This window comes from Actinoplanes sandaracinus, assembly GCF_030009775.1.
In the GTDB taxonomy this organism is placed as follows: domain Bacteria; phylum Actinomycetota; class Actinomycetes; order Mycobacteriales; family Micromonosporaceae; genus Actinoplanes; species Actinoplanes sandaracinus.
The window spans coordinates 212591-239166 of sequence record NZ_JASCTH010000008.1 but is presented as its reverse complement, the minus strand read 5'-3'; the positions used below and the strand labels follow the sequence as shown (position 1 = coordinate 239166).

The following is a 26576-nucleotide window of genomic DNA, read 5'->3' as shown; positions in this document are numbered from 1 at the left end:
CGGTCACGCCAGGCCGGCCCGCTCCAGGGCGGCACGGCGGATCGGGGCCACGCGGTACTGCTCGGGCAGAGCGGCCAGCACCCCGGCGATGAGCGCCCGCATGCCGCGCACGGACAGGCCGGCCGCCACGTCGGTGGTCGGCCAGCCCAGGCCGCCGTACATCTTCCGGGCCCAGCTCGGCAGCAGGCCCACCGCGGTCCCGGCGATGCCGAGATAAGCCCACCGGGCCGGGCCCAGGGTGAGGCCGAGACGCAGCGCGCGACCACCCCAGTGCTGGGGCACTGGCGGCACCGTGAGGAAGAGGGCGGTCTCCGCGCTGTCCCGGGTGAGGCCCAGCTCCGGGCGCATCGCCTCGAAATAGGCCGCCACCTCGGCGGCGGTCGACGGCACGCTCGCCGGGTCGAGCCCGACCAGCTCGGCCGAGCGCAGTTGCTCGGTGTAATAGCCGTCCACCTCGTCGGCGGTCAGCCGCACCCCGGCCCGGACGGCCGTCGTCAGGAACGACTCGACCTCGGTCACGTGCACCCAGCGGAGCAGGCCGGGCTCGTCGATCCGGAACCGCTCACCGGTCAGCGGGTCGACCGCCGACATCCGCGCGTGCAACCGCCGCAACCGGCTCGCGGCGGCCTCGACCTCGGCGGTGCTGCCGTAGATCACGGTGCCGACGTAATCCGAGGTGCGGACGAGCCGGCCCCAGGGATCGGCTTTGTAACCGGAGTTCTGGGCCACGCCGGCCACCGCCCGCGGATGCAGCGCCTGCAGGTAGAGCGACCGTAGGCCGCCCAGCAGCAGGATGGGCTCGCGGTGCAGTTTCCAGGTGACCGAGTCCGGTCCGAACAGGCCCACGTCTCCCGTCATTCATCCAGCGTGCCACGGGATCCGCCCGGCGGCCGGTCAGGAGGCGGCCGGCGTTCCGGCCGGGCCCGCACGGGTCACCGGGTGCCGGCAGCGTGGCGAAGCGGCCATCACCGGCACTCGCGATGATCACGCCTACCGGCGCGTACGGCGCGGTTCGATCACGACTTGACCTCGGGGGGATGTTTGCGCCGTCACAGAACTCCTAAGCTGACCTTCACCCGGACCGCCGCCGCCCGGATCGAGGAGGAATGGTGTTAGACCAGGTAAACGGTTTGCCAGTACATGTCCTTGTGCTGCACGCCGCCGTCATCTTCGTGCCCCTGCTCGCTCTGGGGGCGGTCGTCTACGGCTTCGTCGCCTCCTGGCGCCCCAAGATCGGATGGGCGGTGGGGCTCCTGGCCATCGTCGCGCCGATCGCCGCGCTGATCACCATGCTCTCCGGCACCGAGTTCTACAACCGCCTGCTGAGCCTCGGGCGGGTCTCACCGCCCGGCAAGGTCATCCTCGATGGGCACATGGCGAACGGCACGACCACGTTCTGGCTCACGCTCGCGCTCGGCGTCGTCAGCCTGACCCTGGTCGTGCTCACCGCCCGCAACCCCCGCGCCCTGCCGAAGTTCGCCGACCTCGGCTTCGCCCTGGTGCTGGTGGTGCTGGCCGTGCTGAGCGGCTACTACCTGTACGAGACCGGAGACTCGGGCGCGACCGCGGTCTGGGGCACCTACTGATCGTCCGCTGTCCCGCAGTCTGACCGCGCGCCGCCGGCTCCGGCCGGCGGCGCGCGGTGTTCCGGGCGTCGTGCCCGGCGCACGGGCCGTCAGAAGACGATGCGGGCGCAGAGCAGGCAGGCCAGGATGAGGCTGATCGCGCCGGCCACCAGGCCGATGCCGTACGTGACGGTGCGCGCGGACCCCTCCGCCTCGTCGAGGGCTTCGGCGTTCTGCGCCGGAAGCCGTCGGGGCGGTGGCGGGTGCGCGATCGTCGGCGGTCGCCAGTCGGCGGGCGGCGGGTCGGCACGTGGCGGCCCCGAATAGCCGGCAGGCCGGGCCGGCGGAGGAGACTCGGGCCGGCCGAGCGGCTCGGCGGCCGGATCAGGGCGCTGCCAATAGGCGTCGTCATCGTCCGGGACGCTGGTGGGGGAGCTCACGTTCACCGACGGTACAACCGGAGGGGGACGACGGCTGCGCCGCTGTCGGCTTACCCTCGTAGACGTGGACATCCTGGATGACCCTGAGCGGGACAACGACGCCGAGCGCGAGGTCGACTTCGAGTCCGAGGAGGCCGCGGTGTTGCCTGACCAGACTCGCGACGACACCGAGCGCGGCTGGGGCGAGCGATCCTCGTCCAACGACGACCGCCTGCTGGAGGACCGGCCGCCACACTGGGGCTGACCCTCACCGCGAGCCGGCGCTGACCTTCACCCCGGGCTGGCGCTGACTCTCACCGCGAGCTGGGGCTGCCTTCACCGGGGGCTGGCGCTGACCTTCACCCCGAGCCGGCCGCCCGGCCGGGGGCCGGTCGGGTCAGCGTGTCTGCTGGAGTGAATTCCGGCTCGGGCGGCTCTGCGTCGGCCGGCGCGTTTCTCGGCGGGCTCGTCGTCGGTCAGTTCGGGCGGATCACTATTGCGAAACCGCGGCCGGAGGCGGCGACCGCGCGTTCGGCCTCGGCTGGGCCGAGAGCCAGCAGCAGACCACCGGTGGCCGGATCGCCGGCTCCGGTCACCTCCAGGACCAGGGCCGCGCTCGCCACCGCGGTCGTCCTGCCGTGGTCGCCGTCGAGGCGGAGCAGATCCACCCGGTTGCCGGGACGGACCACGGTGAGTGCGGTGGGGTCGGCCAGCCGCACCGGAACCCCGACGTTGCCCGGCGGGATCTGCCGGGTGGCCACCGCCTGACTCGATGGCGGCGCCGATGAGGGTCCGGTCGCCGAGCCCGATGGCTGTGTCGTCGTGGCCGGGACGCAGCCGGCCGGCTCGAGCCAGAGGACCGCGGCCGCTGTGATCAACAGCACCGTGACGGTGACCAGGCGGAGCAGCGTGCCGCGACCTGGCCGGCGCCATCGCACCGGGTCGAGACGTTCATCGGCCGGCGTCGGATCCGCGCGGGACATCACACCTCCAGAGTTCGCCATGTCGGGGCCGCCGCCTGGCGACTACAGCCGCCGGCCACCGACTACAGCCGCCGCCTGGCGACCACAGCCGCCGGCCACCGACTACAGCCGCCGCCTGGCGACCACAGCCGCCGGACGGCAATGGTCGCCGGGGGCGTGGCGGTTCCGGCGAGGCGGCCGTCGCCGAGGAGGCGGCGCGACAGACGCTAGGCCTCGGCTGCTCCGCGGTGGGGAAGCCCTGTGGACAGCGGTGAACTGTGGACAACCCTGGAAACGGCTACGCGCCGGGCCGGGGACCGGCTCGGCGCGTAGGCGACGTAGGTGGTGCGGTGGGTCCGTTGCGGCTCAGGTGGCCGCGGGGGTCTTCGCTCCGCTGCCGGTCGACGACGACGTCGAGCCGGATGAGGAGGACGAAGAAGCCGTCGAGGACGACGAGGTGGTCGTCGACGAGGACGAGTCGGACGACGAGGTGGTCGACGTCTCCGACTTCTTGGCGGCTGATTCTCCGGAACCGCTGCCCGACTTCTCGGCGCTCACGTTGCCGGAGCGGGAGTCGTTGCGGTAGAAGCCCGAACCCTTGAAGACGATCCCGACCGAGTTGAACACCTTGCGGAGCTTGCCCTGGCAGTTCGGGCACTCGGTGAGCGCGGGGTCGGAGAAGGACTGCACAGCTTCGAGGTGCTCACCGCACTCGGTGCAGGCGTACTGGTAGGTAGGCACGGCTCCTCCGGATCAATCGGCTGCTGGCACTCGCCAACTCCGAGTGCCAATGTTGCGGCATCGGAGGTCAATTCGTCCACTCGGAGCCCGGCCTGAGGGAGAAAGCCGCCGGTGGAAGTCGTCACAGTGGCCTGCCGGCCCACGGTCGCGGACGGCCTGGCCGCGACCGGTGGTCCAGCCGCCGCAGGCTCTCGGGCCCACGAGGCGGCAACGCCCGGGTGAGCTGTTGGAGCCGGTGGCGGCTCACCGTGGGCGGTGGGAGAGGCCGCCGGACGGGGTCAGGACGGCGTGCACGGGGCGGTCGTGGGGTTCGGCCGGTACGGCCTCGACGTCCTCGCCGTCGTGCAGCAGCGCCACGACCAGCGGGCCGGGTGACGGCAGGCGTGCCAGGACGCGGTCGTAGGAGCCGCCGCCCCGTCCCATGCGGGTGCCGTCGCGGCCCACCGCGAGGGCGGGGACCAGCAGCAGGTCAACCGAGCGGACCGCCGTCGCGCCGAGCCGTGGCCCCGACGGCTCGCGGAGGCCACGTGATCCGGTGAGAAGCGACGAGGGGCCGGTGAACGGCGCCCAGTTCAGGTCGTTGTCGGGGAGCAGGACGGGCAGGAGCAGCCGGCCACCGGGCGGCAGCGCGGCCAAGAGCCGGTCGGGGAGGTCGGGGCCGCCCGGTTCGGAGCCGACGGGGACGTACGCCGCGATGGCCCGGGCGCCGGTCTCCCGTACCAGAGCAAGGGTCTCCTCCTGCAGTCGCGCGGCGGCGGCCGAGCGAACGGTGACCGGAAGTGATCGACGCGCCGTGAGCAGGCGTGTGCGTAGCGCGATCTTGAAATTCCGGGATTTTTCCGCATCAGGGGTTAAATCCGACATGCAACACCCCCTTTTGGAAGCCGGCAAACGGTGCACACTATGTCAGCATCGCTCCAAAGAGGGCCACCCCAGGAGGATGTGCGTGACATTACGTGGCCGGCTGACCAGCGCATTCCTGGTGGTCGTGCTTGGTCCGGTCCTACTCGGGTCCATATTCGTCGCGCTGACCGCCGGCGCGGTGAACCGGGAGCGGACCACCGAACGCCTCGACCAGGCGGAGATGACCGTGAATGCCGCGGTCGGCGCGATCTGCCGTCAGTTGCAGGCCGCCGCCGACGCCGTCGCGGTCGTCCCGGCGGCCGACCGTCAGGCGGTCGCCGGCCAGCTGCTCGCCCGAGGGCTGGCCACCGATCTTCATGTGACCGATCCGGAACAGCCCATCCTGGGACGGGCCGCGACCACGGGCGATGCCAACCCGGCCGGTTGGCGGGACTGCGCCGACCCGGCCGAAGCGAACCCGGCGGAAACGGCCACGGCGTTGGCCGCGTCCGCGTACGCCGACGAGGTGACCGTGACCGCCGCCCAGCGGATCGACGCCGCCATGCTGAGCCGGCTCGGCGAAGCCGTCGGTGTGGGTGTCGGCGTCGCGCTCGGCCCGGCCGCGCCGGAGGCCGCCGGGACGACGGACCGTGAGTTGCCCGCCGAACCCGGCCGCCCGCTGCGCCTCACCCTGCGCGCCGCCGGCGGCGAACCGGCCGTCCGGTACGCGGTCCTGGTCCTGATCGTGCTGGTCACCGCAGTGGTCGCGGTGGTCGCCGCCCGATGGCTGGCCCGTTCGACCACCCGCCCGCTCGGTGACCTGGCGTGGGCGGCCGACCGGGTCGCGAACGGCGACCTCGACACCCGGGTGCCGATTCCGCGCCCGGACGAGCTGGGCCGCCTGGCCGGCACGTTCAACCGGATGACGAGGGAGTTGCAGTCCTACGTCCAGGCGCTGACCGCGAGCCGTGACCAGCTTCGCCGTCACCTGGCGATCCTCGGCGACACCCTGTCCAGCACGCACGACCTGGACCGGATCCTGCCGGTGATCCTGCGGACCGCGATGACGGCGACCGGCGCGCGGGCCGGGCTGATCCTGCTCACCGACCCGGCCGACGGGCGGCTCGCCGCCCGGTGCGGTGTCGGGCTCACCGGCGACTGGGACGTGCCCGACGCGGACCTGCTGAAACGCTGCCTCGTGCCGGGCCGCGGCGTGCTCGGCAAGGTGGCGGCCACCGGATCGCCGTTGCGGGGCGCGGCCTGCACCGCCTCCGACGAGCCGGTGTGTGAGTCGTATCTCGCTGTCCCGATCTGTGCCCCGCCCACCGAGGACTCCGAGCCGGAGCCGGGCGTGCTCGGAGTGCTCGCCCTCTACGACCGGCTCGGCGGCCCCTCCTTCGAGGATGCCGATATGCGCACTCTGCGCACCTTCGCCGGGCAGGCGGGGGTGGCGGTGCACAACGTCAGGGTCCATGAGGAGGCACAACGGCTCTCCTTGACCGATCCGCTGACCGGACTCTGGAACTACCGTTATCTGCGCGAGGTGCTGCGCCGCGAGGTGGAGCGGGCGAGCCGGTTCGGCCGGATGCTCACCGTCCTGGTCCTCGATCTGGACCATTTCAAGGAGGTGAACGACACGTACGGGCACGCGGCGGGCGATCAGGTGCTGGGCGAGTTCGCCCGGCGGATCCGGCTCGGTCTGCGTGAGGTCGACGTGGCGTTCCGCCAGGGCGGGGAGGAGTTCGTGGTGCTGCTGCCGGAGACGGACGCGTACGGCGGTGTGATCGTCGCCGAGCGGCTGGGCGCCGCGGTGCGGGACTGGCCGGTGCCGGTCGACCCGCGCCGGCCGGGCATGAACGACCGCGTCCCGATCAGCGTCTCCATCGGCATCGCGGTCTTCCCGGAACACGGCGGGACGGCCCAGGCGGTGCTCGACGCGGCCGACGAGGCGTTGTATGTGGCGAAGAACGCGGGCAGGGACACGTACCGATTGGCGGAACGGGTTTCCCGTGTCGGCCCGGAAGGGCATCTGAACCCCGCGACCGCCGCCATCGGTGGGCCGCACCCGCCGCGACATGGCCTCGGCCGATAGTCTCGCGGCATGTCCGGAACCAGCGAAGGTGAAGTGACTGAATGACGACGAAGCGCGCCGTCAAGGCCGTGATCCCCGCGGCGGGGCTCGCCACCCGCTTCCTGCCGGCCACCAAGGCCGTGCCGAAGGAACTGCTGCCGGTGGTGGACCGGCCGGTTCTGCAGTACATCGTCGAGGAGGCCGCGGCAGCCGGTATCACCGACGTCCTGCTGGTCACCGGCCGCGGCAAGACCGCGATGGTCGATCACTTCGACCGGCGTCCCGACGTGGAGGCCCGGCTCGAGGAGAAGGGCGACCACAAGCGGCTCGCCGCGGTACGCCGTTCGAGCGAACTCGCCGACATCTACACCGTCCGCCAGGGTGAGGCGCTGGGCCTCGGCCACGCCGTCGGCACCGCCGCCGCGCACGTCGGCGACAACGCCTTCGCGGTGCTGCTCGGTGACGAGTTCGTCGAGGAGGACAAGCCGCTGCTCCCAGCGATGATCGATCTGCAGGCGGAGACCGGCGGCATCGTCCTCGCGTTCATGGAGGTCGCCCCGCACGAGACGTCGCGGTACGGCATCGCGTCCGTGCGCGAGACCGGGAAGCCGGACGTCGTCGAGGTCACCGGCCTGGTCGAGAAGCCGTCGCCGGAGGAGGCTCCGAGCAACCTGGCGGTGCTCGGCCGCTATGTGCTGCCCGCCTCGATCTTCGACGTGCTCGCCGAGACCAAGCCCGGCAACGGCGGCGAGATCCAGCTGACCGACGCGATGGCGACGATGCTGGCCGACGGTGTGCCGGTGCACGGCATCGTCTACCGCGGTCACCGCTACGACACCGGCATGCCGCTGGGCTACCTGCAGGCCGTCGTCGAACTCGCCGTCAAGCGCGACGACCTGGGCGAGGAGTTCCTGAGCTGGCTCACCGAATTCGTCGGTGGTCGGAAGGGATGACCGCGACGGCCGATCGCGAGGCGGCCGCCAACGAGCTGATGCCTCTCGCCGAGTACCTGGGCAGCGTGCTGCGCAGGCTCCGGGCGCTGCCTCCGCTCGACCTCGACCTCACTCAGGCGCACGGGAACACGCTGGCGGCCGACGTCGTCGCGCCGCACCCGTTCCCGGCGTTCGACCAGGCCGCGATCGACGGGTACGCGGCCCGATGGGAAGACCTGGCGGGAGCCGGGCGCATCGGGTCGCACCCGTCGTTCGGGCAGTTCGAGAGCACCGCCCGCACGGTCCGGCTGAACGTGGTCGGCGACATGGGGGCGGCGCACTGGCGGCCGGTCCGGATCACTCCGGGAACCTGCTTCTCGGTCGCGGCGGGCGCTCCGCTGCCGCTCGGCGCCGACGTGGTCGTCCCGGTGCACTGGACCGATCAGGGCATGGCCGCGGTCGAGATCATGCACGCCCCGAAACGGGGGTCGGGCGTCCGGCGGGCCGGGGAGGAGATCGCCGTCGGGCAGCTGCTCGCCTCCGCCGGGTCCTACGTCACCCCGCCGATGGTCGCCGTCTTCGCCGCCGCCGGCATCGGGCACGTCATGGTGCGGCCCAGCCCGCGGGTGGTGGTCGTGGCCACCGGTGACGAGCTCGTCGACGTGGGCCGGCCCAGCCAGCCCGGGCAGGTCGTCGACGCCAACTCGCACGCCCTCACCGCGGCCGCGGTGGAGGCGGGCGCGACGGCGTACCGGATCGGCATCTGCGACGACGACCCGGAAGGGCTGCGCGGCCTGCTGGAGGACCAGACGCTGCGCGCCGATCTGATCATTACGACCGGGGGCACCGGCACCGGGCCGGGCGACATGCTGCGCCGGGTGCTGTCCAGGCCGGGCTCCGGCCGGGGCACCGTCGCGTTCACCGACGTCGCCCTCTGCCCCGGCACCGCCCTCGGGTTCGGCACCGTCGGCGGCGAGGAGGTCCCGGTGGTCTGCCTGCCCGGCGAGCCGGGCGCCGCGCTGATCGGTTTCGAGGTGCTGGCCCGGCCGGTGATCCAGCTGCTCGCCGGGTCCGAGCCGGTGTTCCGGCCCGGCGTCAAGGCGCACCTGCTGGAGACGGTGTCGTCGCCCGGCGGGCTGCGTGAGTTCCGGCCGGCCCACGTCGCGGAACGGCGGGGTGGCGGTTACACGGTGCAGCCGCTCGCCGGTGGGCCGTACACTCTCTCCGGTTTGGCCGAGGCCAACGGCTTGCTGGTGCTCGGCGAACGGGTCACCACAGCGGCCGCGGGCTCGACCGTCGACGTGCTGCTGCTCGACCGGAGGCGATAGATGCTGGGGGCCACCACGCCCGGATGGCCCGCTGTGCTGGCGGACGGGGCTGTGCTGCTGCGGCCGTACAAACGGGGCGACGCCCGGAGCTGGTCCGAGGTCCGGATCGCGAACCAGGCATGGCTGGCGCCCTGGGAGTCGACGCCGCCGGGACCGTGGGCGGAGATGAACTCCCCGCGCGCCTTCGGTTACGTCTACCGCGACATGAGACGGGCCGCCCGCAACGGCGACAGCATGCCGTTCGCCGTCTGCCTGGTCGAGGACGGCCGGCAACGGCTGGTCGGGCACGTCAACCTGGGCAACATCGTGCGGCGGGCGTTCGCGTCGGCGTACGCGGGCTACTGGGTGGATCATCGGGTGGCCGGCCGCGGCGTGATCCCGACGGCCCTCGCGCTCGCCGTCGACCACGCCTTCGGCCCGGGCGGTCTGCACCGCATCGAGGTCAACATCCGGCCGGAGAACGGGCCGAGCCGCCGGGTGGTGGAGAAGCTGGGATTCCGCGAGGAGGCCTACCACCAGCGCTACATGCACATCGACGGGGGTTGGCGCGATCACCTCGGATATGCGATGACCAGCGAAGAGGTCGCCCTCGAAGGTGGCCTGCTGGCGCGGTGGCGGCGTGCCCGTACCGCCCAGTGATCTTGAACGTCAGAACGCTACCGGCGCGGCGCGCGGAATATCACCGCTACCGCCCGTAACCTCGCAGTCGTCGTGTCATTCGACACGGTCATTCGTCGTGTCATCCGTCGTGGCGGGATGGAGGGGTGACGGTGCCGACTTCGGTGCTCCTCGCCGTCCTCGCCGCGGCCGGGTTGCTCGCCCTCGCCCCGGCCTTGGTGCGCCGGTACGACGCCACCGAGCGCCTCGCCGCGGAGCGGGCGTCCTCGACGGCGCGGGTGCTCCAGCGCCACCGCCGTCGCCGTACCGTGCCCGGACGCCGACCGATCAACCCCGGCCGCCAGGTCACGGTTACGGTCCCCGCCCCAACGGGTGATGCGGCCGATGTCCAGGCGCCGGCGGAACGGCGCCTCCGCCTCGTCACCGGCAAACGCCCACCCCGCCGCGTCCCGGAACGCCGCGGCACCCCCGCGGTCGTCCGCCGTCGCCGAGTCTTCGCCGCGCTCGTCCTGCTCAACGTCATCGAACTCGTCGGCGTCGTCGCGGTCAGCCCCGGATTCTGGATCAGCGTCGCGGTCACCGGCAGTCTGCTCGGCCTGTACCTCGTACACCTGCGCAACCGTGCCGTCGCCGACCGCCGCCGCCGCCACATCCAGGCCCGCGAAGCGGCCTGGCTCGCCGCCCGCCAGGCCGAGGTCCGCCGCGAACAAGCCCGCCGCGCCGCCGCCCGCCGCGAAGCCCAGCGCCGCCTCGCCGTCCAGCGCGAAGCCGTCCGACGCGCGGCGATGGGCCTCGACCGGGAGCCCTCCGACCTTCCGGTCGCCGCCAACGGCGGCTCCGTCTCCTATCGGCGGCGAGGCGGCGGTCTGCGCGGTCGCCCCTACGAGGCCGGTGGGCGGCACCACAACGCCTCCTGAGCGGGGGTACGGCCACCCTGCCCCACTGTTTTCGCCGTTCCCTGGCTCCCTCGGCGACGTCGGCGGCGCTCCCGGCCGCTGCGCCCGCATCCGGGCTGCTGCCGCTCGGCGTTCGGGGGGAGGGGCGGTTCGCGGGATGCGCCAGCGACCTGTTAGCCTTTTGTCGGTTCCAAGGTGACGTTGTCGCCGGAAAACCAAGGGGCTGTGGCGCAGACTGGTAGCGCACCTCGTTCGCATCGAGGGGGTCAGGGGTTCAAATCCCCTCAGCTCCACCCACACATGATCTGGCCAGCGGAAACGCTGGCCATTGATCGTTAGGCCCAGATCCGGCACAACTCAGAGCAGGATCAGGTTCTTACCGCCGCCCTGACGAAGGTCCTCAGCGGCCAACAGGCCGGTGCCGATGACGTTCCGGCGACGATCCTTCTTCGGCCACCAGTGCACGTAGGTCTCCAGCGTGATTCGCAGGCTGGAGTGACGGAGCGCGTTCTGCACGTCGGTCGGGTCGAGGTTGGCAGCGATCAGAGCCGTAGCGAAGTAGTGGCGTAGCGAGTGGAAGGTGCCTTCCTGAGGCCAGCCCGCAGCCTTACGCCATCCTGCCCAGAGCTTCGACCAGGCTTGGTCATGGATGGGCCGACCGTAGTCGTCGGTGAACAGCAGTTCGGCGACTCGTCGGGTGGCCGGCTTTCCGGGATCGGGTGTTCCACGGGTGATGTCGGGCAGGTCGACACGGGCAGGCGGAAAGCGCCGGACGTGTTCGGCGAGTGCCGCCGCAACGGTGTCGTCTAGATCGACGTCGCCGACCGATCCCGACTTGGGCGGGGCGAGATAGAAGCCGCCATAGGCGACCTTGTGGAACCGCAGTTGCTGAACCACGTGGACCTGCTGGTGGTCAGGGTCGATGCAGCGTGGACCGTTCTCGGTGCCGAGGACCTCGCCGAGGCGCATCCCTTCCCCCGCGCCGAGCCAGATGGCCGCGCGGTACCGAGGTGGAACGACGTGCAGCAGAGAAAGCACGTCCTCGGTGGTAGGCACCCACTTGGGGGCACGGGAGAAGCCACGAAGGATGGCCGATATCCGGACGGCCCGGCAGGGGTTGTCAGGGATGACCTTGTCGATCACGGCGGCGTTCATGATGACGTTCAGCACGTCGAAGTAGGTCTTGATCGAGGACTGTGCAGCTTCCGCGCCGATGAGCTTGGCGACCCATTCGAGGACGTCGGTAACGGTGATGGCCCGAATCGGCCGGTCGCCGAAGTACGGGTAGTGATGGTGGCGTAGACGCGAGTCAAGGTGCCGTTGGTAGTCGAGTGCTTGACTGACCTTCCGGGAGTGTCGCCACCGTTCGGCGTAATCGCGGTAGGTGCTGCGCCGTTCAGACTGGTCGATCCGGGTCTCCGGTGCCACGCGGGTACGGGCTTCGAGATCGAACGCCTCTGCGTCGGCCTTGCGCTCGAACAGTCGTTCCCGTGGTTGGCCGTTGGCGTCCTCGTAACGGCAGCGCCAGCGTTTGCCCCGGCCGTATCGCTTGGACTTGAAGCGCTCCTTGTTCGGGCCACGCTGGGACAGGTACCAGAGGTCATCGACAGGCCTGGTCAGGCCACCTGCTTCCGGAACCAGGCGCGGACGTCTGCCGGGTCGTAGAGCAGGTGTCGGCCGATTTTGGCGGCTGGTGGACCTTTGCGGCGGTGTCGCCATTGGTAGAGCGTCCCGACCGGGGTCCGGAGGAACGCGGCTGTTTCCTCGATGGTCCACAGTTCGGCACCGGGGTGGGTGTCGACTGGTTCGGTGGTGGCGCGGGTCATGTCCGTGTCTCCTTCAGGTGCAGTGAAAGGGAAAACGGATCGAGCCGCACTTGGTCGGCGATCAAGAGCTGACACCTGCAAATGGCAGGGGTGGTGCGTCGTCATGCGGCGGTGCTCAGGGTGGAGGCGGCAAGGGCGGTGCCTGTGTCGTGGGCGAGTTCTTCGCGGCCGGTGCGGTGTCGTTCGCGGGCGAGGGCGGCGGCGGTGTTGGCGAGGAGGGCGTCTCCGGTGGTGTGCCAGCCGACTCCGGCGAAGCCGAGGACGCCGACGATGACGGCCTGCTCGATCGGGTCCGGGCCGGATAGTTCGCCGGGGTGGTCGAGATCGGTTGCACGACGGTAGGCGGCACGGGCGGCGCGGAGGCTGCCGAAGGTGACGGAGTAGCGGCGGGCTTTGGTGAGGAAGTGGCCGCCGAAGCCGAGCATGTGTGCCCAGCGCCGGAGCCTCTCGTACGGGTTGGCCGGCATGGCGCTGGTGGGTTCGGTGTCAAGGCTGGGTTGACAGTGAATCGGGGTATGGGTGGGTCGGCCGAGTCGCCAGCACGCGGCGACGAGACGAGCGATGTGACCGCCTGTGGGATCGATGACTTCGTCGCTGTCGGCGGTGATCCGGGTGGACTGGTAGCCGGTCGCCTCCGTCGATTTGGTGGCGTACTTGGCGAGGTAGGCGGCGGCCTGGGCGTCGGAGACAGCACCATCGCCAGCTAGAGAGGGGCCGGATGTCGAGGCCCTTGTCGGGATCGCCCCAGCGGATCGGCCAGCCCTCGGGCTGGTCGGGGTGTGCTGGGGTGGTCTCGTGGGTGATCGTGGCGGATGGCGTCGGTGAGGAAGTTGTCATCCGACGACGGCTTCAACTGCTCGACGATGTGCCCGCAGTTCTGTCGACGAGTTACTACCCATTGTGGATTGCTGACGGTACGCGCCTGGAGTCACCTGATGCACTTCCGGAAGGTCCCGACGAGCCTATTGAGCGACTCGGCCACCGGTTCGTGCATGGCATTGAGGTATTCCGAGCTGAGATGCCCGTGCCGGAGGAGGCACGGCTATTGCAGCTACGTCCGGGGATAACGGTGGTGCACATGTGGCACGTGGATTACGACGAGCAAGACCGACCGCTCCAAGTCGCCCATGACATTTACGCAGCAGACCGTCATGAGTTCTCCTACGAGTGGAACGAGGGTGATATCCGCCGATGACTGCCCAATGGCCCCTTGACTGGGATGAGCGCGTTGCAGGTACAAGCTGCGAGATGTGCGGAGAACGCAGTCCGGAGTCCGATGAATACGGCATCCGCATCTACCAGTCATCCAAAGTGGACGCTGTTCTTCAAAGTGCGAGTATCCAACGCGGCTACACCCTTGTCATCTGGCGAGGACGACATGTCATCGAGCCGTTCGAGTTGAGCGACGAAGAGGCTGCGGAGTACTGGCTCGAAGTGGTGAAGGTCGGCAAGGCCCTGGCCGCCTTCTACAAGCCGCTGAAGATGAACTACGAAACTCTGGGGAACACCGTTCCGCACCTTCACACGCATCTCCTGCCGCGATACGAGATCGATCCCGCTCCGGGAAGGCCGTTCCCACTGCTCCCTCAAGATGGAAGCGAGGCCAAGTTCAACGCCGAGGCGCTGAACGGGGACGCCAAGGGACTTCGGAAGCTGCTCGGCTAATTCCGATGCACGGTCGGCCGCCGCCCGTCGTGTGCAAACTTTCTGTACGTCTTCAAGGCGGCCCGAAACGGGCCGCTCACGCCGCCGCCTGGGCGCGTGTCCGTCGCTTAGCTGTCGCACACGACGGCCACGCAGGCAGCCCGTCGGCTGGCGTGGAAAACGGAAGGGTCGGGCCTGCCGAAGACCGCCAGAGTCCCGGGGGAGGGTGTTGGGAGTTTGGCCGGCGGCCGACGGGGGACGACCTGGGCGACGCGGCCGGGCGGTCCCGCCAGGCCGCAGGGCGGGTCACCGCCGCCGAGCGCCAGGGTTGGCGGCGCGCAGTGTGTCCGGGCCGCACTCACGATCAAGGGCGCTTCGCGTCGCAAGCGACGGCCGCAAGCGGCAGCCCTTGAGTCGTGAGCCTCTGCGGCCCTAGCGACCAGGTGTCAAGGGGCAGGCCGGCGGCCTGCCCGCATCGTGGCGCGCGCCGCCAACCCCGACACCCGACTCGTCGTCGTGAAGCCCCATGCTCGGGTGTGTCAAGAACGCCTTGACGCACGCCCGTATTTCGGGCTATGCCTTGAGTGGAACCCCTGGACCAAGATTTTCGCGCAGACAGGCAATCTTGGTGTACCAACCCAATTCGGCACCATCGTCAGGTTCCAAGGACCGGAACCAAAGAGGGTGAATATAGCGGTCGATCCAGTAAGATGCATAACGTCCCATCATGCGTTGAAACAGGCTGCGATCGATCGCACCTTCCTCCAAAAGTTCGCCGCAGCTTTCAAAGTAGTGAATGACTAGTTGGATTGCTATCCAGTCGTCCTCGCGTCCCCCCGCCCAGAGGGATTCATTAATCTGCCAGTAACTTTTAGGCACCCGATTCTGCTGCTCGCTATGAAAAACGTGATGGGCGCGTATGCGAGCATAGTTCATCTCACTGGAATGCCATCTTGCGTACAGGTCATATACCGCTTTCAGTCGACCTGTGCGCCGCGATTCTAGGCGGGCAACGATCATCGTCCCCAAGGCACCGAGTATCGCCCCGACGATGCCTGCAATGATCTCCAAGACCTTCACCTCCGTAACGCTGTGTATCTATACGGTGACAGAAGTGTGCAAGGTTACTCAGCCATGCAGTGAGAAGGACCGACGCGCCGTGCCTGTTTTATGCCCGCTCGACAGGAGAGTAGAGGTCAAGAGTGGTCATCCTGGGCTCGACGCGACGCCCCTCACCGAGCCGCTTCAGGAGGTCATGGCTGGTGGTACTCCCACGCAGGGCCCGCTCAAAGCACTTCCCAAGCTGACAGTGATCATCTTCAACCTGATTGCGTTCGGCAGCGACTGCATAGCCTTGCGCCTCGCGCGGGGTTGCCTGCGGCCGCCAGGCTGAGAACATGACGAACAGTGTGTGGCCGGCGTTTGCAGTGCTACTAGGAGCTTTGATCGGCGGCGGGATCTCGCTTGCAACGCAACGCGCAACCGAAGTATCTACAGCTAAAAGACATGCCGAGTCTCTGCGAGAGGCCCGTCGGCCAGAGCGCCTGAACCACCTCGTGGCCTTCCTCCAGGTCGCGCAGGAAGTGGAACGCGTAGCCAAGTACATCCACCAAGACGGTCGACTTGATGTCGAGGAGCGATCCAACACAACATTGGACAAGCTGTGGATCAACCTGAGGCCGGTGCAGCTGCTTTGCTCTGCGGAGGTGGCGACAGCCGCTCACGCCCTCGCGGTCCGGACTCACCTAGCCGTCCGTGAGGGCCCAGGGTCAGAGTCGATCAGTGCGTTTCTTCGCCCTAGCCGTAAGGACCTGATCAACGCTGCCCGTGTTGACCTTGATGCAGGATCATCATTCGAAAATCCTCCGCTGAGGTATCCGGGCGACTAGCTGAGTGCCGACTCGCGGAGCGCAGCAGTGGCGTTACGGGTAGACGATCTCTGGGGTATTGGGTGACTAACTGGGTGACAATCACCAGTGATTGCGGCGGACGGCCATGGGCGGCGGCGGACCAAGGATTCCAGTTCAAGCGGCCAGTACGGCAGTTCAGTGAAGATCAAAAAGTGCCTGGGGGCCAAGGAACCCGCCGATCGGCCAGCACCGTGACTCTGCGGACTGGGCATGCTCAATCTGCGAGGATGCCGGGCTTGGCATGGCCCGAGTGATTTATTGGTCTTCAAAGACTCGCATCGGCTGGCTGGTGATCCACGTCAGTCACTCGATCCGTGGGTATTTACGCACAGCGCTTGCTCCAGCTAGCACCTACGAGGATGCTTCAGTCACCACACGCTTCACAGTCAGAGGGACGGTGTTGCCACATGGATCCTCAAATCGGCAAGGCACTACTCGACTTTGCGTTCAAGGCTGCGAAAAACCGGAAAGTTCAACGTGCTGCGGCTGTTGCAGCTTCCGCTGCTGCCTCAAAGGTTCTGAAACGGGCGGACGTAAACGCCGATCCGGGATCGAACATCTGGTACGGCGATTACCCCAACTAGGCGTGCCCGCCGCGTGCCCGATCAGCAGGGTCAACAGGGGTCAACATCGGCGCAGACCAGTCCGGCGGCCGGTGTAGGAACTACCCTCTGACTCCGTGAGGGGAGCCAACTAGGTTGCGATTAACGCGATTCCCAACTGATGACGCGAGTTCGATGCTCGTCGCCCGCTCGGAGTGTTGCGGCTCAGCCGACAGCGCCGCCAGGAGTGCCCGGTGAGCCGTGCAGCAACCGAAGATCATCGGGCACAGATCCGGCCCAACCGGGGTTGTACAGCGGTGTCATAAGTCGAGAGATGATGAGCGATATTTGCAGGTCAGCAGGCGCCTGACGTCCGGATCGTCCGAGCTGGTGATCTTTGGGGTTCAAATCCCGTCAGCTCCACCTCTGATTGATCTATGAATATGCAGCTCAGGCCCGGTCATTCGACCGGGCCTGAAGTGTCTTAGGGGACTGATAGTGGAATCGGTTCTCAGCTCACGGTCGGGGGATGCGGTTGCTTACGGTCAGGCAGTCCACGTATCCGTCGGCATAGCCGTCCCGATACGCCGCAATCTCTCCGGCTCCAGGAGAGTCGTTAAGCAGTTTGCCGACGCTGCACCGGACAGCAGTAGTGCGGACAATGATGATCTGGGTTGGCTCGCTTCCGGTAGCGCCGGAGGCGTCAGTGCTGATCTCCATAGCGTCAGGACATGCCGCGCACGGGCCGTCTCATGGGTGCCGCCGAAGTCGGCGCGCGGCGTCGCGTGGGCGAGACCCGTGCCAAGCACTACATGACTGTCGCGAATCCCGGTGCCGGTAGGCGGGGAGATCAGCGTGCGGGTGGCGTGAACACCGAGGGAGTGGACGTCAACGGTGACCGCTATCGGGCCGTCGTCGGGTCGCGGGCCGCGCCTTTGCCGTACTTGTTGCCGACCTTCGACGAAGCCCCCACTCCGGCGGCTCCCGCCTCAGCTGGCGCATCGCCGACGGCCCTTGGCGCGAGTGCGCCGTCGCGCTGGCGGTCACCGAACGCGGTTACGTCCGCTCCCCGGCAGTGGCCACGACCATCGGCGGCCAGCCGGTCACCCTCAAGATCTGCCTATGGCGCGACACCCCGGCCCGGGAGAACTGCACTCCAGTGATCAAAACCGGATAGCCCAGGGTGCCCGGCCGGGGCTTGTGAGCCGGGTGGTGGGCCGACAGGATGGGGCCGTGCGGAGGTCGACGGCATGGGTGACGGCCGCTGCCGCGGTGGTCTGCGCCGGCCTGTCGCTGGTGCTGCCGTGGGCTCACTACGGCGGCATCACCTTCTCTGTGCTGAGCATCCCCGGCTGGCCCGTCTACGTCGCCGCCCAGTCCGCCGCGGCCGGTTGCGCCGTGATCCACTTGTCCGGATCGATGCGGGCGGCTCGCCCGGGGCTCCTCGCGGTCCTTTCCGCCCTGGTTGCGGCCGGCGTCACCGGGTGGCTGATCAGCCGGTACAACGATGCCTCCCTCTTCTTCGATGCCGTCGTCCCGATGGTGCGGCCACGCCCCGGCCTCGGCGGAGCCGTCGGACTGCTCGGCGCACTCGCGGCCGGCGCCGTGGCGGCTGTCCCGGCGAGGCGTGACGCCGTGACGCCGTGACGCGCGATCCAACACCGTCGACTAGGGCGGCCTGCCCGCTCGCGGTGGTCCGGGACGAGGGTCAGCTGAGGTCGCGGACGGCGACGGTCTCGCCGTCGGCCAGTTCGCCGGTGGGGTGGAACCCGAGTCGGAGATAGAACGGTGCCGGCCCGCCGTCGCGGGATTCGTACGTCACGAATGCGCTGGTCTCGCCGCGGGAGCGGAGTTCGTCGCAGACGGCCTCGACGGCGAAGGCGCCGTATCCGCGGCCCTGCCGGCCGGCGGCGATGTTGAGCCGCCAGAGACCGGAGCGACGGTCGTCGTCGGACGGGTCGCGCCACGGGATCCGGATGAAGGCCATCACGAATCCGACCGGCTCGTCGCCGTCGTAGATGGCGCGCGGCCACGCGTAGTCGGCGTAGACGTACGCCTCGGCCAGCGACTTGACCACGGGCGCGACGAGGTCGTTCTGGTCGGGGCGGACGGAGATGGCCAGAACAGCCTCGTAGTTGCCTTGGTCGATGGTCCGTAGCTCCATGAGGGCAGGCTAGCGGTGCAGGTGGAAGGCTGCGATCTCCTCGACCCTGGAGCGGGTGATGCCGGCGAGCTGTTCGACGGCGAGCGGGTGCCCGGTGGGTTCGAGTTCGATGTACGGCAGTTGTCCCACCGACCGGGTGTGCACGTTCGTCCGCAGGTTCAGCGTCGACGGCTGATATCCGGCGATGACGTTGGAGAGCCAGCCGAAGTAGGGCGGTTCGGTTTCGCGGCCGGGCTGTTCCCAGACGTCGACGGCCCGGGTGAAGCTGGGCCGGCTCAGCGACACCCACATGCTGTAGGTGAAGATGTCGCCGGTGTCCCACACCGGCAGTTCGATCAGGCCGCGGATGAAGAACTGCTCCCCGCTGATCACGCAGAGGTCGGAGTCCAGCAGGCAGCCTTCACGGTCTGCCATCTCCGGCTGCCAGAAGTCCGGGGCCGGAGCGGCGAAACTGAGCGGCGGGCCGTCGTGCGTCTCGCCGCACGTGCCGCAGGTGAATTGCTCAGTGCTCATGGGCGCGAAGCATACGGCCGATCACCGGGGCGGTCGGCGCCTCTCGGGGCACGTCACACCCCGGGCCGCCGGGAAACGAAGCCGAACCGGGGCTCCCAATTATGGGCGAAAAGTGAAAATTGCTACTTTTGGGTGGTACCTCTAATTCGAGTCTCGGAGGTGACGCCCCATGAAAGCACCACTGCCCGACAACGAGATCGAGCGGCTGGCCGCGTTGTACTCGCTCGACATCCTCGACAGCCCACCGGAAAAGGACTTCGACGACATCGTTGCGCTTGCGGCCGGTGTATGTGAAACACCGATGGCGCTGGTCAGCCTGGTGGACGCGGACCGGCAGTGGGCCAAGGCCCGCGCCGGCTCGGAGGTGGCGGAGACCTCGAGGGACGTGTCGTTCTGCGCCCACGCCATCCTCGGCCGCGATCTGCTGATCGTGCCGGACGCCCTGGAGGACGCCCGGTTCGCCGACAATCCGGCGGTGACCGGCGTGGACGGGGTCCGGTTCTATGCGGGTGCGCCACTGCTCACCACGGACGGGTTCGCGCTGGGAACCCTGTGCGTGATGGACACCGTGCCGCGGACGCTGGACGTCGAGCAGCAGCAGGCGCTGCGGGCTCTGGCCCGGCAGGTGACCGCCCAGTTGGAGCTGCGCCGGTACGCCTTCGCCCTGGCCAACACCACCGCCCGGCTCCAGGAGCTGGAGCGGCGCAAGGACGACCTGGCCGGACTGGTCGGCGGGGAGTTGCGGTCGTCGCTGCGGCTGATGTCGGCGTACCTGGACCGGCTCGGCGACACCGGCTACCACGATCTGGAGATGGCCGACCTGGTGGGCCGGGCCACGGCGGCGCATGTGCGCGGCTTCCGGGAGCTGATCGACCACCTGACCACGATGGCCGACGCCGGCCTGGGCGGGGAGAGCCTGCACATGCGGCAGTGCGACCTGACCCGGGTGACCCAGCGGGCGGTGGAGGCCGTCCGGCCGATCGCGGCGAGCAAGCACATCTGGATCCTGAACCAGGCCGGTGGCCCGTCGCTGCCGATCATCGCCGACCCGGTGCGCCTGGAGCAGGTGCTGACGCACCTTCTCTTCGCCGCGGTGAAGTACACACCGGAGGGCGGCCGGGTGCGGGTGGGCACGGAGATGGAGTCCGGCCCGACGGTACGGCTGGACGACATGGACCTGCCGGACGGGCTGCGTCCCGACCTGTTCCCGCACCTGTACTACGGCGCGATCGCGAATCCGGCCGATGTGCCGGGACCGGATCGCGGGCTGGCCGTGGCCAAGCGGATCCTGGACGCGCACCACGCCACCGTGGCCCTTTCCGACCGGCCGGGGGACGGCACTTCGCTGCATGTGGTCTTCCCCTACGCGCAGATGAACCCCGCCGACCTGATCAAGGACCTGGCGGTCGCGTGACGATGTGAGGACCCGCCCTCGGCCGGCTGCAGTTCGATCGAGGGCGGGCCCGGTCTCACAGCCTTTCCCGCAGGTTCTCCGCCGCGGGCTGGGACGGCACTGCCGGGGGCGCGACGGCCCGCCCGACCGGCGCCCGCCGCGGCGCCGGTGGGACGTCGCCGTAGACCGGGGGCCAGGTGTCCAGCGCGGGCGCGACCGAGGCGACGGCCGGTGGTGGAAGCGGCGGCGGTGGCGGTTCCGCGGACCGCGGGGCCAGCCCGGTCCGGTTGAGCTTGTGCCAGCGCAGCCGCCCGCCGGTCAGGGCGGTGGTGGCCGACTGCAGCAGGACCAGGTACATCAACTGCCGGTAGGCGAACTGCTGCAACGGCAGTTTCAGCAGCGGCTTGAACGACTCGCGATCCATGCGGAACGCCACGGCCGCGGTGAACAGTTGCAGGGCCAGCATGCCGAGCCAGGCGGTGGCGGTCTCGCCGAGTTCCCAGAAGACCAGGCCGTACACGAGCATGATGTCGACGACCGGGGCGAGCATCGGCAGCGCGAGCCCGAAGAGGGCGAGGAACGGCAGGCCGACCCGGCCGAACCGGCCGGAGGGCCCCGAGTCGAACAGCGCCTTGCGGTGCTTCCACATCGCCTGCATGGTTCCGTAACTCCACCGGTACCGCTGCCGGTACAACTGCTCCATGGTGGTCGGCGCCTCGGTCCAGGCGCGGGCGTTCTCCTCGTAGACGACCCGCCAGCCGGCCCGGCAGAACGCCATGGTGACGTCGGTGTCCTCGGCCAGGGTCTCGTCGCTGACTCCGCCGACCTGGGCGAGCGCCTCCCGCCGGAACGCGCCGATCGCGCCGGGCACGGTCGGCATGCAGTTCATCACCTCGTAGAGGCGGCGGTCCAGGTTGAAGCCGATCACGTATTCGATGTGCTGCCAGAGGGCGACGGTGGTCTCCCGGTTGCCGACCTTGACGTTGCCGGCGACCGCGCCCACCGACGGGTCGGCGAACGGCTGGACGAGCAGCCGCAACGCGTCGGGTTCGAAGATGGTGTCGCCGTCGACCATGACGATCAGGTCGTGGCGGGCGAGGGCGACGCCGGTGTTGAGGGCGTTCGGCTTGCCACCGTTGGGGACCCGGACCACACGGACGTTCGGCCACGCCATCCGGTCGACCAGATCGGCGGTGCCGTCGGTGGATCCGTCGTCGACCACGACCACCTCGATCTCGGTGTGATCGCCGCCGGCCAGGGACCGGACCGCGGCCTGGATGCCCTCCTTCTCGTTGTAGGCGGGCACGATCACGGAGACGGGTTCGGTGACCGGCGGCCCCCATGTCCAGCCGGGTTTCCTGCGTTGCCGGGCGTGCCGGGTGGCGAGCAGGAGCAGCAGCAGGGTGCGGCCGATGGTGAGCGCGCCGACCACGAGGAAGAGCCCGGCGATCACGGTGACCATGCCGTCGGCGAGGCCGACCGTCCAGAGCACGGCGGTGCCGCGCCACTCGTCGTGAGCGAGCGCCCGCGGGTTGAGCGGCAGCGGCGTGAGCGCCTCGGTGCTCTCGGCCCGGTCGGCGCCGGCCTTCGCGGCCTGCTCGGCGATGCTGAGGTTGAGGCCTTCGGTGACGGTGGTGAACCGGTAGCCGCGGGCCTTCATCCGGGGGATGAACTCGTCGAGGGCGGCGATGGTCTGTGAGCGCTCGCCGCCGGCGTCGTGGAACAGGATGACGGCGGGCTGCTCGCCGGCCGGGGTGGCGTTCTCGATGATCTTCTCGGGGCCGGGGCGCTGCCAGTCGAAGCTGTCCGTGTCGTTGACCACGACCAGGTAGCCGAGGGCGCCCGCCTCCTTGATCAGATTCCAGTTGCCCTCGTCGATCGCGGCGTTCCTCGACGAGTAGGGGAACCGGGCCAGGTTGGTGCGTACCCCGGTGGCCTTGGCGATCGCCATCTGGGTCTGTGACAGCTCCAGCTCCCGCCGCCACGGGGCGAGCTGCTGCATGTCGGGGTGGGTGAAGGTGTGCAGGCCGAGCTCGTTGCCGCCGTCGACGACCTGGCGGGCCACCTCCGGGTTGCGGGCCACCTGGGACCCGACGACGAAGAAGGTGCCGTGCGCCTCGTGCCTGCGCAGCACCTCCAGAACCTTCGGCGTCCACTCCGGATCGGGGCCGTCATCGAAGGTGAGGGCGATGGTGCGTTCGGGTAGCCGGCTGCTGTTCTCCTGGCCGCCGGTGGTGTTGATGATCGGGCCGCCCTTGAGGATCGAGGGTGGCACTGCGGTCTGGTCGCCGACCGTGGTCTGGACGTGGTCGCGGGCGAACTCGGCGTTGATGTAGGCCTGCACGGCCAGCACGGCGACGAACGAGCCGGCCAGCAGGGCGCCGAGGAGTACCCGGGGGCGCGGCAGGATGCGGCGCCGGGCCCGGCGGGCGGGGGCGGCGCTCACGGCGCGGCCCGGGTGGATGGTGCGGCCGGGTGGATGGTGCGGCGCGGTCGACGGGATCGTCGGCGACCGTCGGCAGCGTCGGCGGGGACGGGTCCGCGGCCGCGGACCCGCCGGCGGGAGCGGTGGTGGAGCCGGTGACCGGGCCGCCGCCACCGGCGCCGCCGCTGTCGGGGATCCGCGCCACGGGCGGCGGCACCGGCGGCACCGGGGGCACGGGTGTGCCGGAGCCGGGGCCGGGCTCGGGTTCCTTGGTCACGGTTGCCGACTCGACCGGTTTGGTGACCGTCGGGCTGACCGACGTCTTCGGCGGCGACGGCTTGGGGCTGGGCGACCTCGAGGGCTTGGTGGAGGCCTTCGGCGAGGGCGAGAGGGCCGGCCGGCGCTGGTCGGTCCCGTCACGCTGTGCCGATTCCACGATCCGGCGGGCCGCGCTGGTGGTCGGTGTCGGTGTCGGCGTCGGTGTGGGGACGGGCTCGGTTTTCGGCTCGTCGGAGTCGTCGTCGAGTCCGGGCAGGGGGAACACGGCGCTCGAACTCACCGGCCCGCCGGCCAGGCTGACGCTGACCAGCCCGCCGTAGGCGACGAGGAGGATGCCGAAGGCCAACGCGAGGTGCCGGAGGAGTCGGCTGCGCCGTCCGGTGGAGTCCACGAACACCGGTGCGGGCTCCGGTACGGCGATCACTTCCGTCTCGGGGGCGTACTCGTCGGCCTGGTGCGAGGTTTGGGGCTCCTGCGAAGTCACGCGGCGAAGCCTAAGAACATTTGTCGCGATCTTGGCACAGATCACCCACAAGGGGGACCGCCGACTAATCGTCACAAAAAGGACAAAGCAACCGGCTGCCTGAAGGGGCCTGATGGAGGGGGGTGTGCCGGTTCAGTCGCGCCAATCTGCTGAGCAGCGACGCCACGCCAAAAGAAAAGAGGTTACGCCGTTTGCTGAGGCAATCTGCTGTCGCATTGCCGACTCGTTTGTCGAACATGTTTCGTGAGAGGATAAATCCTATAAGCGAGGTAAGAGGCTAATGTCCGTATCGTTGGGATGGTGGGAGCGACGCGACATTCTCGCTACGGCACCCGTTGTGCGGGACATCTCCGCTCGTTAAGCTCTTCCTGCGCGCCCCAATCGCCCGCTTCCCCCGTGGCAGGCGATCGGGGCGCGCCCTTTCGTTTGCGGCACGCCCCGGGGCTTCGATCGACGAGGCCGGGATCAGATCCAGCGGCTGCCCAGCCACATGCGGACCGACCAGTCGTCGTACGGCATGAGCGTGCCCACGAAAATCGGGTGGAAGTACGCGAAACACAGCGCAACCAGGACGACATAGGTCGCTACCACCACCGTGCCCACCAACTGCCGGTCGGTGCGCGCCGATCCGGTGGCCATCCCGTCCGCCGGCGTCATGATCGCTCCGAGGACGTAGACCACCGCGAGGATCAGGAACGGCAGCGCCGGCATCGCGTAGAACGCGAACATCGTCCGGCCGTCCTGGACCGCGAAGTAGAACCACGGCAGCAGCCCCGCCACCACACCGGTCATGATCGCGTAGGCCCGCCAGTCCCGCCGGGCGATGCCGACGAACGCCAGCGCGGCCAGCGCGGGCAGGAACGACCACCACAGCACCGGCGTGCCCACCAGCAGGATCTCGGAGGCGCAGCTGGGCGCCCCGCAGTTGCCGGTGGAACCCCAGTGGAACGCCACCGGCCGCCCGAGTAGCAGCCACTGCCACGGCCACGACTGATAGGTGTGCTTCTGGGTCAGTCCGGTGTGGAAGTTGAACGCTTCGGAGTGGTAATGGGCCAGGTTGAGCAACGCTCCGATGACCGGCGGCTCGCTCCAGTTGTTGTCGGCCCGGTAGTGCCGGAAGTAACCGTGGTCGGTGACGAACCAGCCGGTCCAGCTGGCCAGGTAGACGCCGATCGTCAGGACGAAGGCCAGCACCAGCCAGCCGAGGTCGCCGAGGACCCCGGCGATGATCGGCCCGCGCACCCCGGCGGAGCGGCGCGCCTGGGAGCGCCAGACGAGCACCATCGCGGCGAAGAACGGGGCGAAGAAGAGCGCGCTCCACTTGACACTGCACGCCATGCCGAAGGCGATCCCGGAGGCCAGCAGCCACCACGGCACGATGCGCGGCAGGTGCGGCGTCGTCGACGGGTCCCAGCCGCGTTCCAGCGCCCGCTGGAGGTTGCGCCGGTAGTGGTCGCGGTCCAGCACCAACGCGGCGAACGCCATCAGGATGAACAGGCCGATGAAGATGTCGAGCAGCGACGTGCGCGACAGCACCAGCTGGAAACCGTCCAGCGCCATCAGCAGGCCGGCCGTCCCGGCCAGCACGATCGAGCGGAACAGCCGGTAGGCGACCCGGATCATGATCAGCACCATCAGCGTGCCGGCGACCGCGGTGGAGAACCGCCAGCCCAGCTCGTTGTTGCCGTAGATCAGCTCGCCGAGCGCGATCAGCCACTTGCCGAGTGGCGGATGCACCACGTACGCCGCGCCGTTGACCTTCTCGTCCCACTCCACACCGTGCTGGAGCATGTCCCAGGCGTCGGTCGGGTAGTACACCTCGTCGAAGATGTACCCCTTGGGAGCGCTGAGCCCGTCGAACCGCAGGATCCCGGCGACCAGCGTGATGATCGCGGTCACCAGCCAGGAGTACGGGTCGAAGGCCCGGTCCAGCGTCGACAGGCGGCGCCGGACGATCACGGGGATGGCACGCACGCCCACCGGCGGTTCCACCCCGGCGGGGGAGTCCGCGGTGGTGCGGTCTGTCTCAGCTGTCGCCGCCGTCGTCACCCCGCGATCGTAGGACGCGACCCTGAGAACCGGTGCCCGCCGTCGGCGCGTCCTGTCATGTGATGGACTTTTCCGATGCCTGATGCACAAGAAACCGGCGGTCGCGTGATCCTGGCGGGCGCCCCGCTGGGTAACACCGGCGACGCCTCGGCCCGGCTGCGCGAGGTCCTGACCTCGGCCGACGTCATCGCCGCGGAGGACACTCGGCGCCTGGCCCGGCTCGCCCGCGACCTGGACGTCACCGTGCGCGGGCGGATCGTCTCCTACTTCGAGGGCAACGACGAACGCCGTACCCCCGAACTGGTCGAAGCCCTGCGGGGCGGCGCCGTCGTCGCCGTGGTGACCGACGGCGGCATGCCGAGCGTCTCCGACCCCGGCTACCGGCTGGTCCGGGCCGCCCTCGACGCCGGGTTCCCGGTCACCGCGGCGCCCGGACCCAGCGCGGTGACCACCGCGTTGGCCCTGTCCGGCCTGCCCAGCGACCGTTTCGTCTTCGAGGGCTTCCTGCCGCGGTCCGGTTCCGGCCGCCGCTCCCGGCTGCGCGAACTCGCCGGCGAACCGCGCACGCTGGTCTTCTTCGAGGCTCCGCACCGGATCGTGGGCGCGCTGGAGGACCTGACGTCGATCTTCGGGGCGGACCGGCAGGCCGCGATCTGCCGGGAGCTCACCAAAACCTACGAGGAGATCCGCCGGGACACGCTCGCCGCCCTCGCCGCCGGCGCCGCCGCGGACCCACCGCGCGGTGAGATCACCCTCGTCGTGGCGGGTGCGCCGGCCGGGCCGGCGACGCCGCCCGACGACGACGAACTGCGGGCGGCGGTCGCCCTGCGCGAGAGTGGCGGCGCCACCCGCCGGGACGCCATCCAGGCGGTGGCCGACGAATACGGACTGCGCAAACGCGACGTCTACGCCCTGGTCCACGAAAACCATTGATCTCGTACGGCCACCGCAGCGCCGTGGCGGTCCGCGCGA

27 protein-coding genes, 1 tRNA gene and 1 pseudogene are annotated in these 26576 nt (G+C 69.4%); 16 read left to right on the top strand and 13 right to left on the bottom strand.

The features are described 5' to 3' along the window. Positions 1-3 precede the first annotated feature (3 nt). Positions 4-858, bottom strand: a complete 855-nt coding sequence (locus tag QLQ12_RS14655; RefSeq protein ID WP_282760238.1) for an oxygenase MpaB family protein — start codon at positions 856-858, stop codon at positions 4-6. Positions 859-1130: 272 nt separating this feature from the next. Here QLQ12_RS14655 and QLQ12_RS14650 point away from each other — a divergent pair, with 272 nt between their 5' ends. Further along, positions 1131-1586: a DUF2231 domain-containing protein gene (locus QLQ12_RS14650; protein ID WP_282760235.1), complete on the top strand. Its 456-nt coding sequence runs from the start codon at positions 1131-1133 to the stop codon at positions 1584-1586. 89 nt (positions 1587-1675) lie between these two features. Here the strand turns inward: QLQ12_RS14650 and QLQ12_RS14645 are convergent, their stop codons facing one another. After that, positions 1676-2005 (bottom strand): translation initiation factor 2, encoded by a 330-nt coding sequence (locus QLQ12_RS14645; RefSeq protein WP_282760233.1) that lies wholly within the window; start codon positions 2003-2005, stop codon positions 1676-1678. Positions 2006-2069: 64 nt separating this feature from the next. On the opposite strand from QLQ12_RS14645, the gene QLQ12_RS14640 reads away from it, so the two are divergent. After that, entirely contained in the window at positions 2070-2249 is a 180-nt protein-coding gene (locus QLQ12_RS14640) for a hypothetical protein (RefSeq protein ID WP_282760231.1), read from the top strand. 211 nt (positions 2250-2460) lie between these two features. Here the strand turns inward: QLQ12_RS14640 and QLQ12_RS14635 are convergent, their stop codons facing one another. From QLQ12_RS14635 to QLQ12_RS14625, 3 genes are all read right to left on the bottom strand, one after another. After that, positions 2461-2967: a hypothetical protein gene (locus QLQ12_RS14635; RefSeq protein WP_282760229.1), complete on the bottom strand. Its 507-nt coding sequence runs from the start codon at positions 2965-2967 to the stop codon at positions 2461-2463. Between the two features lie 345 nt (positions 2968-3312). Continuing rightward, the gene (locus tag QLQ12_RS14630) at positions 3313-3687 is read right to left on the bottom strand and encodes an FmdB family zinc ribbon protein (protein ID WP_282760227.1); all 375 of its coding nucleotides are present in this window, start codon (positions 3685-3687) and stop codon (positions 3313-3315) included. A gap of 243 nt (positions 3688-3930) precedes the next feature. Next, complete coding sequence (locus tag QLQ12_RS14625; protein WP_282760225.1) at positions 3931-4551, bottom strand: 5-formyltetrahydrofolate cyclo-ligase; 621 nt, start codon at positions 4549-4551, stop codon at positions 3931-3933. Positions 4552-4627: 76 nt separating this feature from the next. Between QLQ12_RS14625 and QLQ12_RS14620 the strand changes: the two genes are divergently transcribed. The 6 genes from QLQ12_RS14620 (at position 4628) to QLQ12_RS14595 (ending at position 10668) form a co-directional block, all read left to right on the top strand. After that, positions 4628-6622 (top strand): GGDEF domain-containing protein, encoded by a 1995-nt coding sequence (locus QLQ12_RS14620; protein WP_407651481.1) that lies wholly within the window; start codon positions 4628-4630, stop codon positions 6620-6622. 41 nt (positions 6623-6663) lie between these two features. Next, the gene (locus QLQ12_RS14615; protein ID WP_282760221.1) at positions 6664-7554 is read left to right on the top strand and encodes a UTP--glucose-1-phosphate uridylyltransferase; all 891 of its coding nucleotides are present in this window, start codon (positions 6664-6666) and stop codon (positions 7552-7554) included. Then, positions 7551-8861 carry a molybdopterin molybdotransferase MoeA gene (locus tag QLQ12_RS14610; RefSeq protein ID WP_282760219.1) on the top strand — a complete coding sequence of 437 codons (1311 nt, stop codon included), beginning with the start codon at positions 7551-7553 and terminating at the stop codon, positions 8859-8861. The genes QLQ12_RS14615 and QLQ12_RS14610 overlap by 4 nt, the downstream gene beginning before the upstream one ends. Continuing rightward, complete coding sequence (locus tag QLQ12_RS14605) at positions 8862-9500, top strand: GNAT family N-acetyltransferase (protein WP_282760217.1); 639 nt, start codon at positions 8862-8864, stop codon at positions 9498-9500. A gap of 131 nt (positions 9501-9631) precedes the next feature. After that, positions 9632-10396, top strand: a complete 765-nt coding sequence (gene sepX / locus QLQ12_RS14600; protein WP_282760413.1) for a divisome protein SepX/GlpR — start codon at positions 9632-9634, stop codon at positions 10394-10396. A gap of 198 nt (positions 10397-10594) precedes the next feature. Continuing rightward, positions 10595-10668, top strand: a tRNA-Ala gene (locus tag QLQ12_RS14595). A 64-nt stretch (positions 10669-10732) separates the two neighbouring features. Here QLQ12_RS14595 and QLQ12_RS14590 read toward each other — a convergent pair. From QLQ12_RS14590 to QLQ12_RS14580, 3 genes and pseudogenes are all read right to left on the bottom strand, one after another. Beyond that, entirely contained in the window at positions 10733-11803 is a 1071-nt protein-coding gene (locus tag QLQ12_RS14590) for a tyrosine-type recombinase/integrase (RefSeq protein ID WP_282760215.1), read from the bottom strand. 188 nt (positions 11804-11991) lie between these two features. Beyond that, the gene (locus tag QLQ12_RS14585; RefSeq protein WP_282760213.1) at positions 11992-12201 is read right to left on the bottom strand and encodes a helix-turn-helix domain-containing protein; all 210 of its coding nucleotides are present in this window, start codon (positions 12199-12201) and stop codon (positions 11992-11994) included. A 101-nt stretch (positions 12202-12302) separates the two neighbouring features. After that, positions 12303-12990, bottom strand: a pseudogene (locus QLQ12_RS14580) (replication initiator); the annotation flags it as partial. On the opposite strand from QLQ12_RS14580, the gene QLQ12_RS14575 reads away from it, so the two are divergent. Together QLQ12_RS14575 and QLQ12_RS14570 are read left to right on the top strand one after the other, a co-directional pair. Then, positions 12920-13396 (top strand): UTRA domain-containing protein, encoded by a 477-nt coding sequence (locus tag QLQ12_RS14575; protein WP_282760211.1) that lies wholly within the window; start codon positions 12920-12922, stop codon positions 13394-13396. The pseudogene QLQ12_RS14580 and the gene QLQ12_RS14575 overlap by 71 nt on opposite strands. After that, entirely contained in the window at positions 13393-13866 is a 474-nt protein-coding gene (locus QLQ12_RS14570) for an HIT family protein (RefSeq protein WP_282760209.1), read from the top strand. The genes QLQ12_RS14575 and QLQ12_RS14570 overlap by 4 nt, the downstream gene beginning before the upstream one ends. 552 nt (positions 13867-14418) lie before the next feature. Here QLQ12_RS14570 and QLQ12_RS14565 read toward each other — a convergent pair. After that, complete coding sequence (locus QLQ12_RS14565; RefSeq protein WP_282760208.1) at positions 14419-14916, bottom strand: DUF4760 domain-containing protein; 498 nt, start codon at positions 14914-14916, stop codon at positions 14419-14421. Between QLQ12_RS14565 and QLQ12_RS14560 the strand changes: the two genes are divergently transcribed. The 3 genes from QLQ12_RS14560 to QLQ12_RS14550 all read left to right on the top strand — a co-directional run bounded on the left by QLQ12_RS14560 (position 14906) and on the right by QLQ12_RS14550 (position 17944). Further along, complete coding sequence (locus tag QLQ12_RS14560) at positions 14906-15238, top strand: hypothetical protein (RefSeq protein ID WP_282760206.1); 333 nt, start codon at positions 14906-14908, stop codon at positions 15236-15238. The two genes, QLQ12_RS14565 and QLQ12_RS14560, sit on opposite strands and share 11 nt — an antisense overlap. Positions 15239-16162: 924 nt before the next feature. Then, complete coding sequence (locus QLQ12_RS14555; protein ID WP_282760204.1) at positions 16163-16339, top strand: hypothetical protein; 177 nt, start codon at positions 16163-16165, stop codon at positions 16337-16339. 1191 nt (positions 16340-17530) lie between these two features. Further along, complete coding sequence (locus tag QLQ12_RS14550) at positions 17531-17944, top strand: hypothetical protein (RefSeq protein WP_282760203.1); 414 nt, start codon at positions 17531-17533, stop codon at positions 17942-17944. 61 nt (positions 17945-18005) lie between these two features. Here the strand turns inward: QLQ12_RS14550 and QLQ12_RS14545 are convergent, their stop codons facing one another. Next, the gene (locus QLQ12_RS14545; protein ID WP_282760201.1) at positions 18006-18461 is read right to left on the bottom strand and encodes a GNAT family N-acetyltransferase; all 456 of its coding nucleotides are present in this window, start codon (positions 18459-18461) and stop codon (positions 18006-18008) included. 9 nt (positions 18462-18470) lie between these two features. Next, positions 18471-18974, bottom strand: coding sequence for a DUF2199 domain-containing protein (locus QLQ12_RS14540; RefSeq protein WP_282760199.1), 504 nt, complete (start codon positions 18972-18974; stop codon positions 18471-18473). 169 nt (positions 18975-19143) lie between these two features. Between QLQ12_RS14540 and QLQ12_RS14535 the strand changes: the two genes are divergently transcribed. Then, positions 19144-20388 carry a GAF domain-containing sensor histidine kinase gene (locus QLQ12_RS14535; RefSeq protein WP_282760197.1) on the top strand — a complete coding sequence of 415 codons (1245 nt, stop codon included), beginning with the start codon at positions 19144-19146 and terminating at the stop codon, positions 20386-20388. Between the two features lie 55 nt (positions 20389-20443). Here the strand turns inward: QLQ12_RS14535 and QLQ12_RS14530 are convergent, their stop codons facing one another. Continuing rightward, positions 20444-22813, bottom strand: coding sequence for a bifunctional polysaccharide deacetylase/glycosyltransferase family 2 protein (locus QLQ12_RS14530; RefSeq protein WP_282760196.1), 2370 nt, complete (start codon positions 22811-22813; stop codon positions 20444-20446). Positions 22814-22842: 29 nt separating this feature from the next. On the opposite strand from QLQ12_RS14530, the gene QLQ12_RS14525 reads away from it, so the two are divergent. Next, positions 22843-23391 (top strand): hypothetical protein, encoded by a 549-nt coding sequence (locus QLQ12_RS14525; RefSeq protein ID WP_282760194.1) that lies wholly within the window; start codon positions 22843-22845, stop codon positions 23389-23391. Between the two features lie 629 nt (positions 23392-24020). Here QLQ12_RS14525 and QLQ12_RS14520 read toward each other — a convergent pair. Beyond that, positions 24021-25604, bottom strand: a complete 1584-nt coding sequence (locus tag QLQ12_RS14520; protein WP_282760192.1) for a dolichyl-phosphate-mannose--protein mannosyltransferase — start codon at positions 25602-25604, stop codon at positions 24021-24023. A gap of 75 nt (positions 25605-25679) precedes the next feature. On the opposite strand from QLQ12_RS14520, the gene rsmI reads away from it, so the two are divergent. Then, positions 25680-26537, top strand: coding sequence for a 16S rRNA (cytidine(1402)-2'-O)-methyltransferase (gene rsmI / locus QLQ12_RS14515; RefSeq protein ID WP_282760190.1), 858 nt, complete (start codon positions 25680-25682; stop codon positions 26535-26537). The last annotated feature ends 39 nt before the right edge of the window (positions 26538-26576 follow it).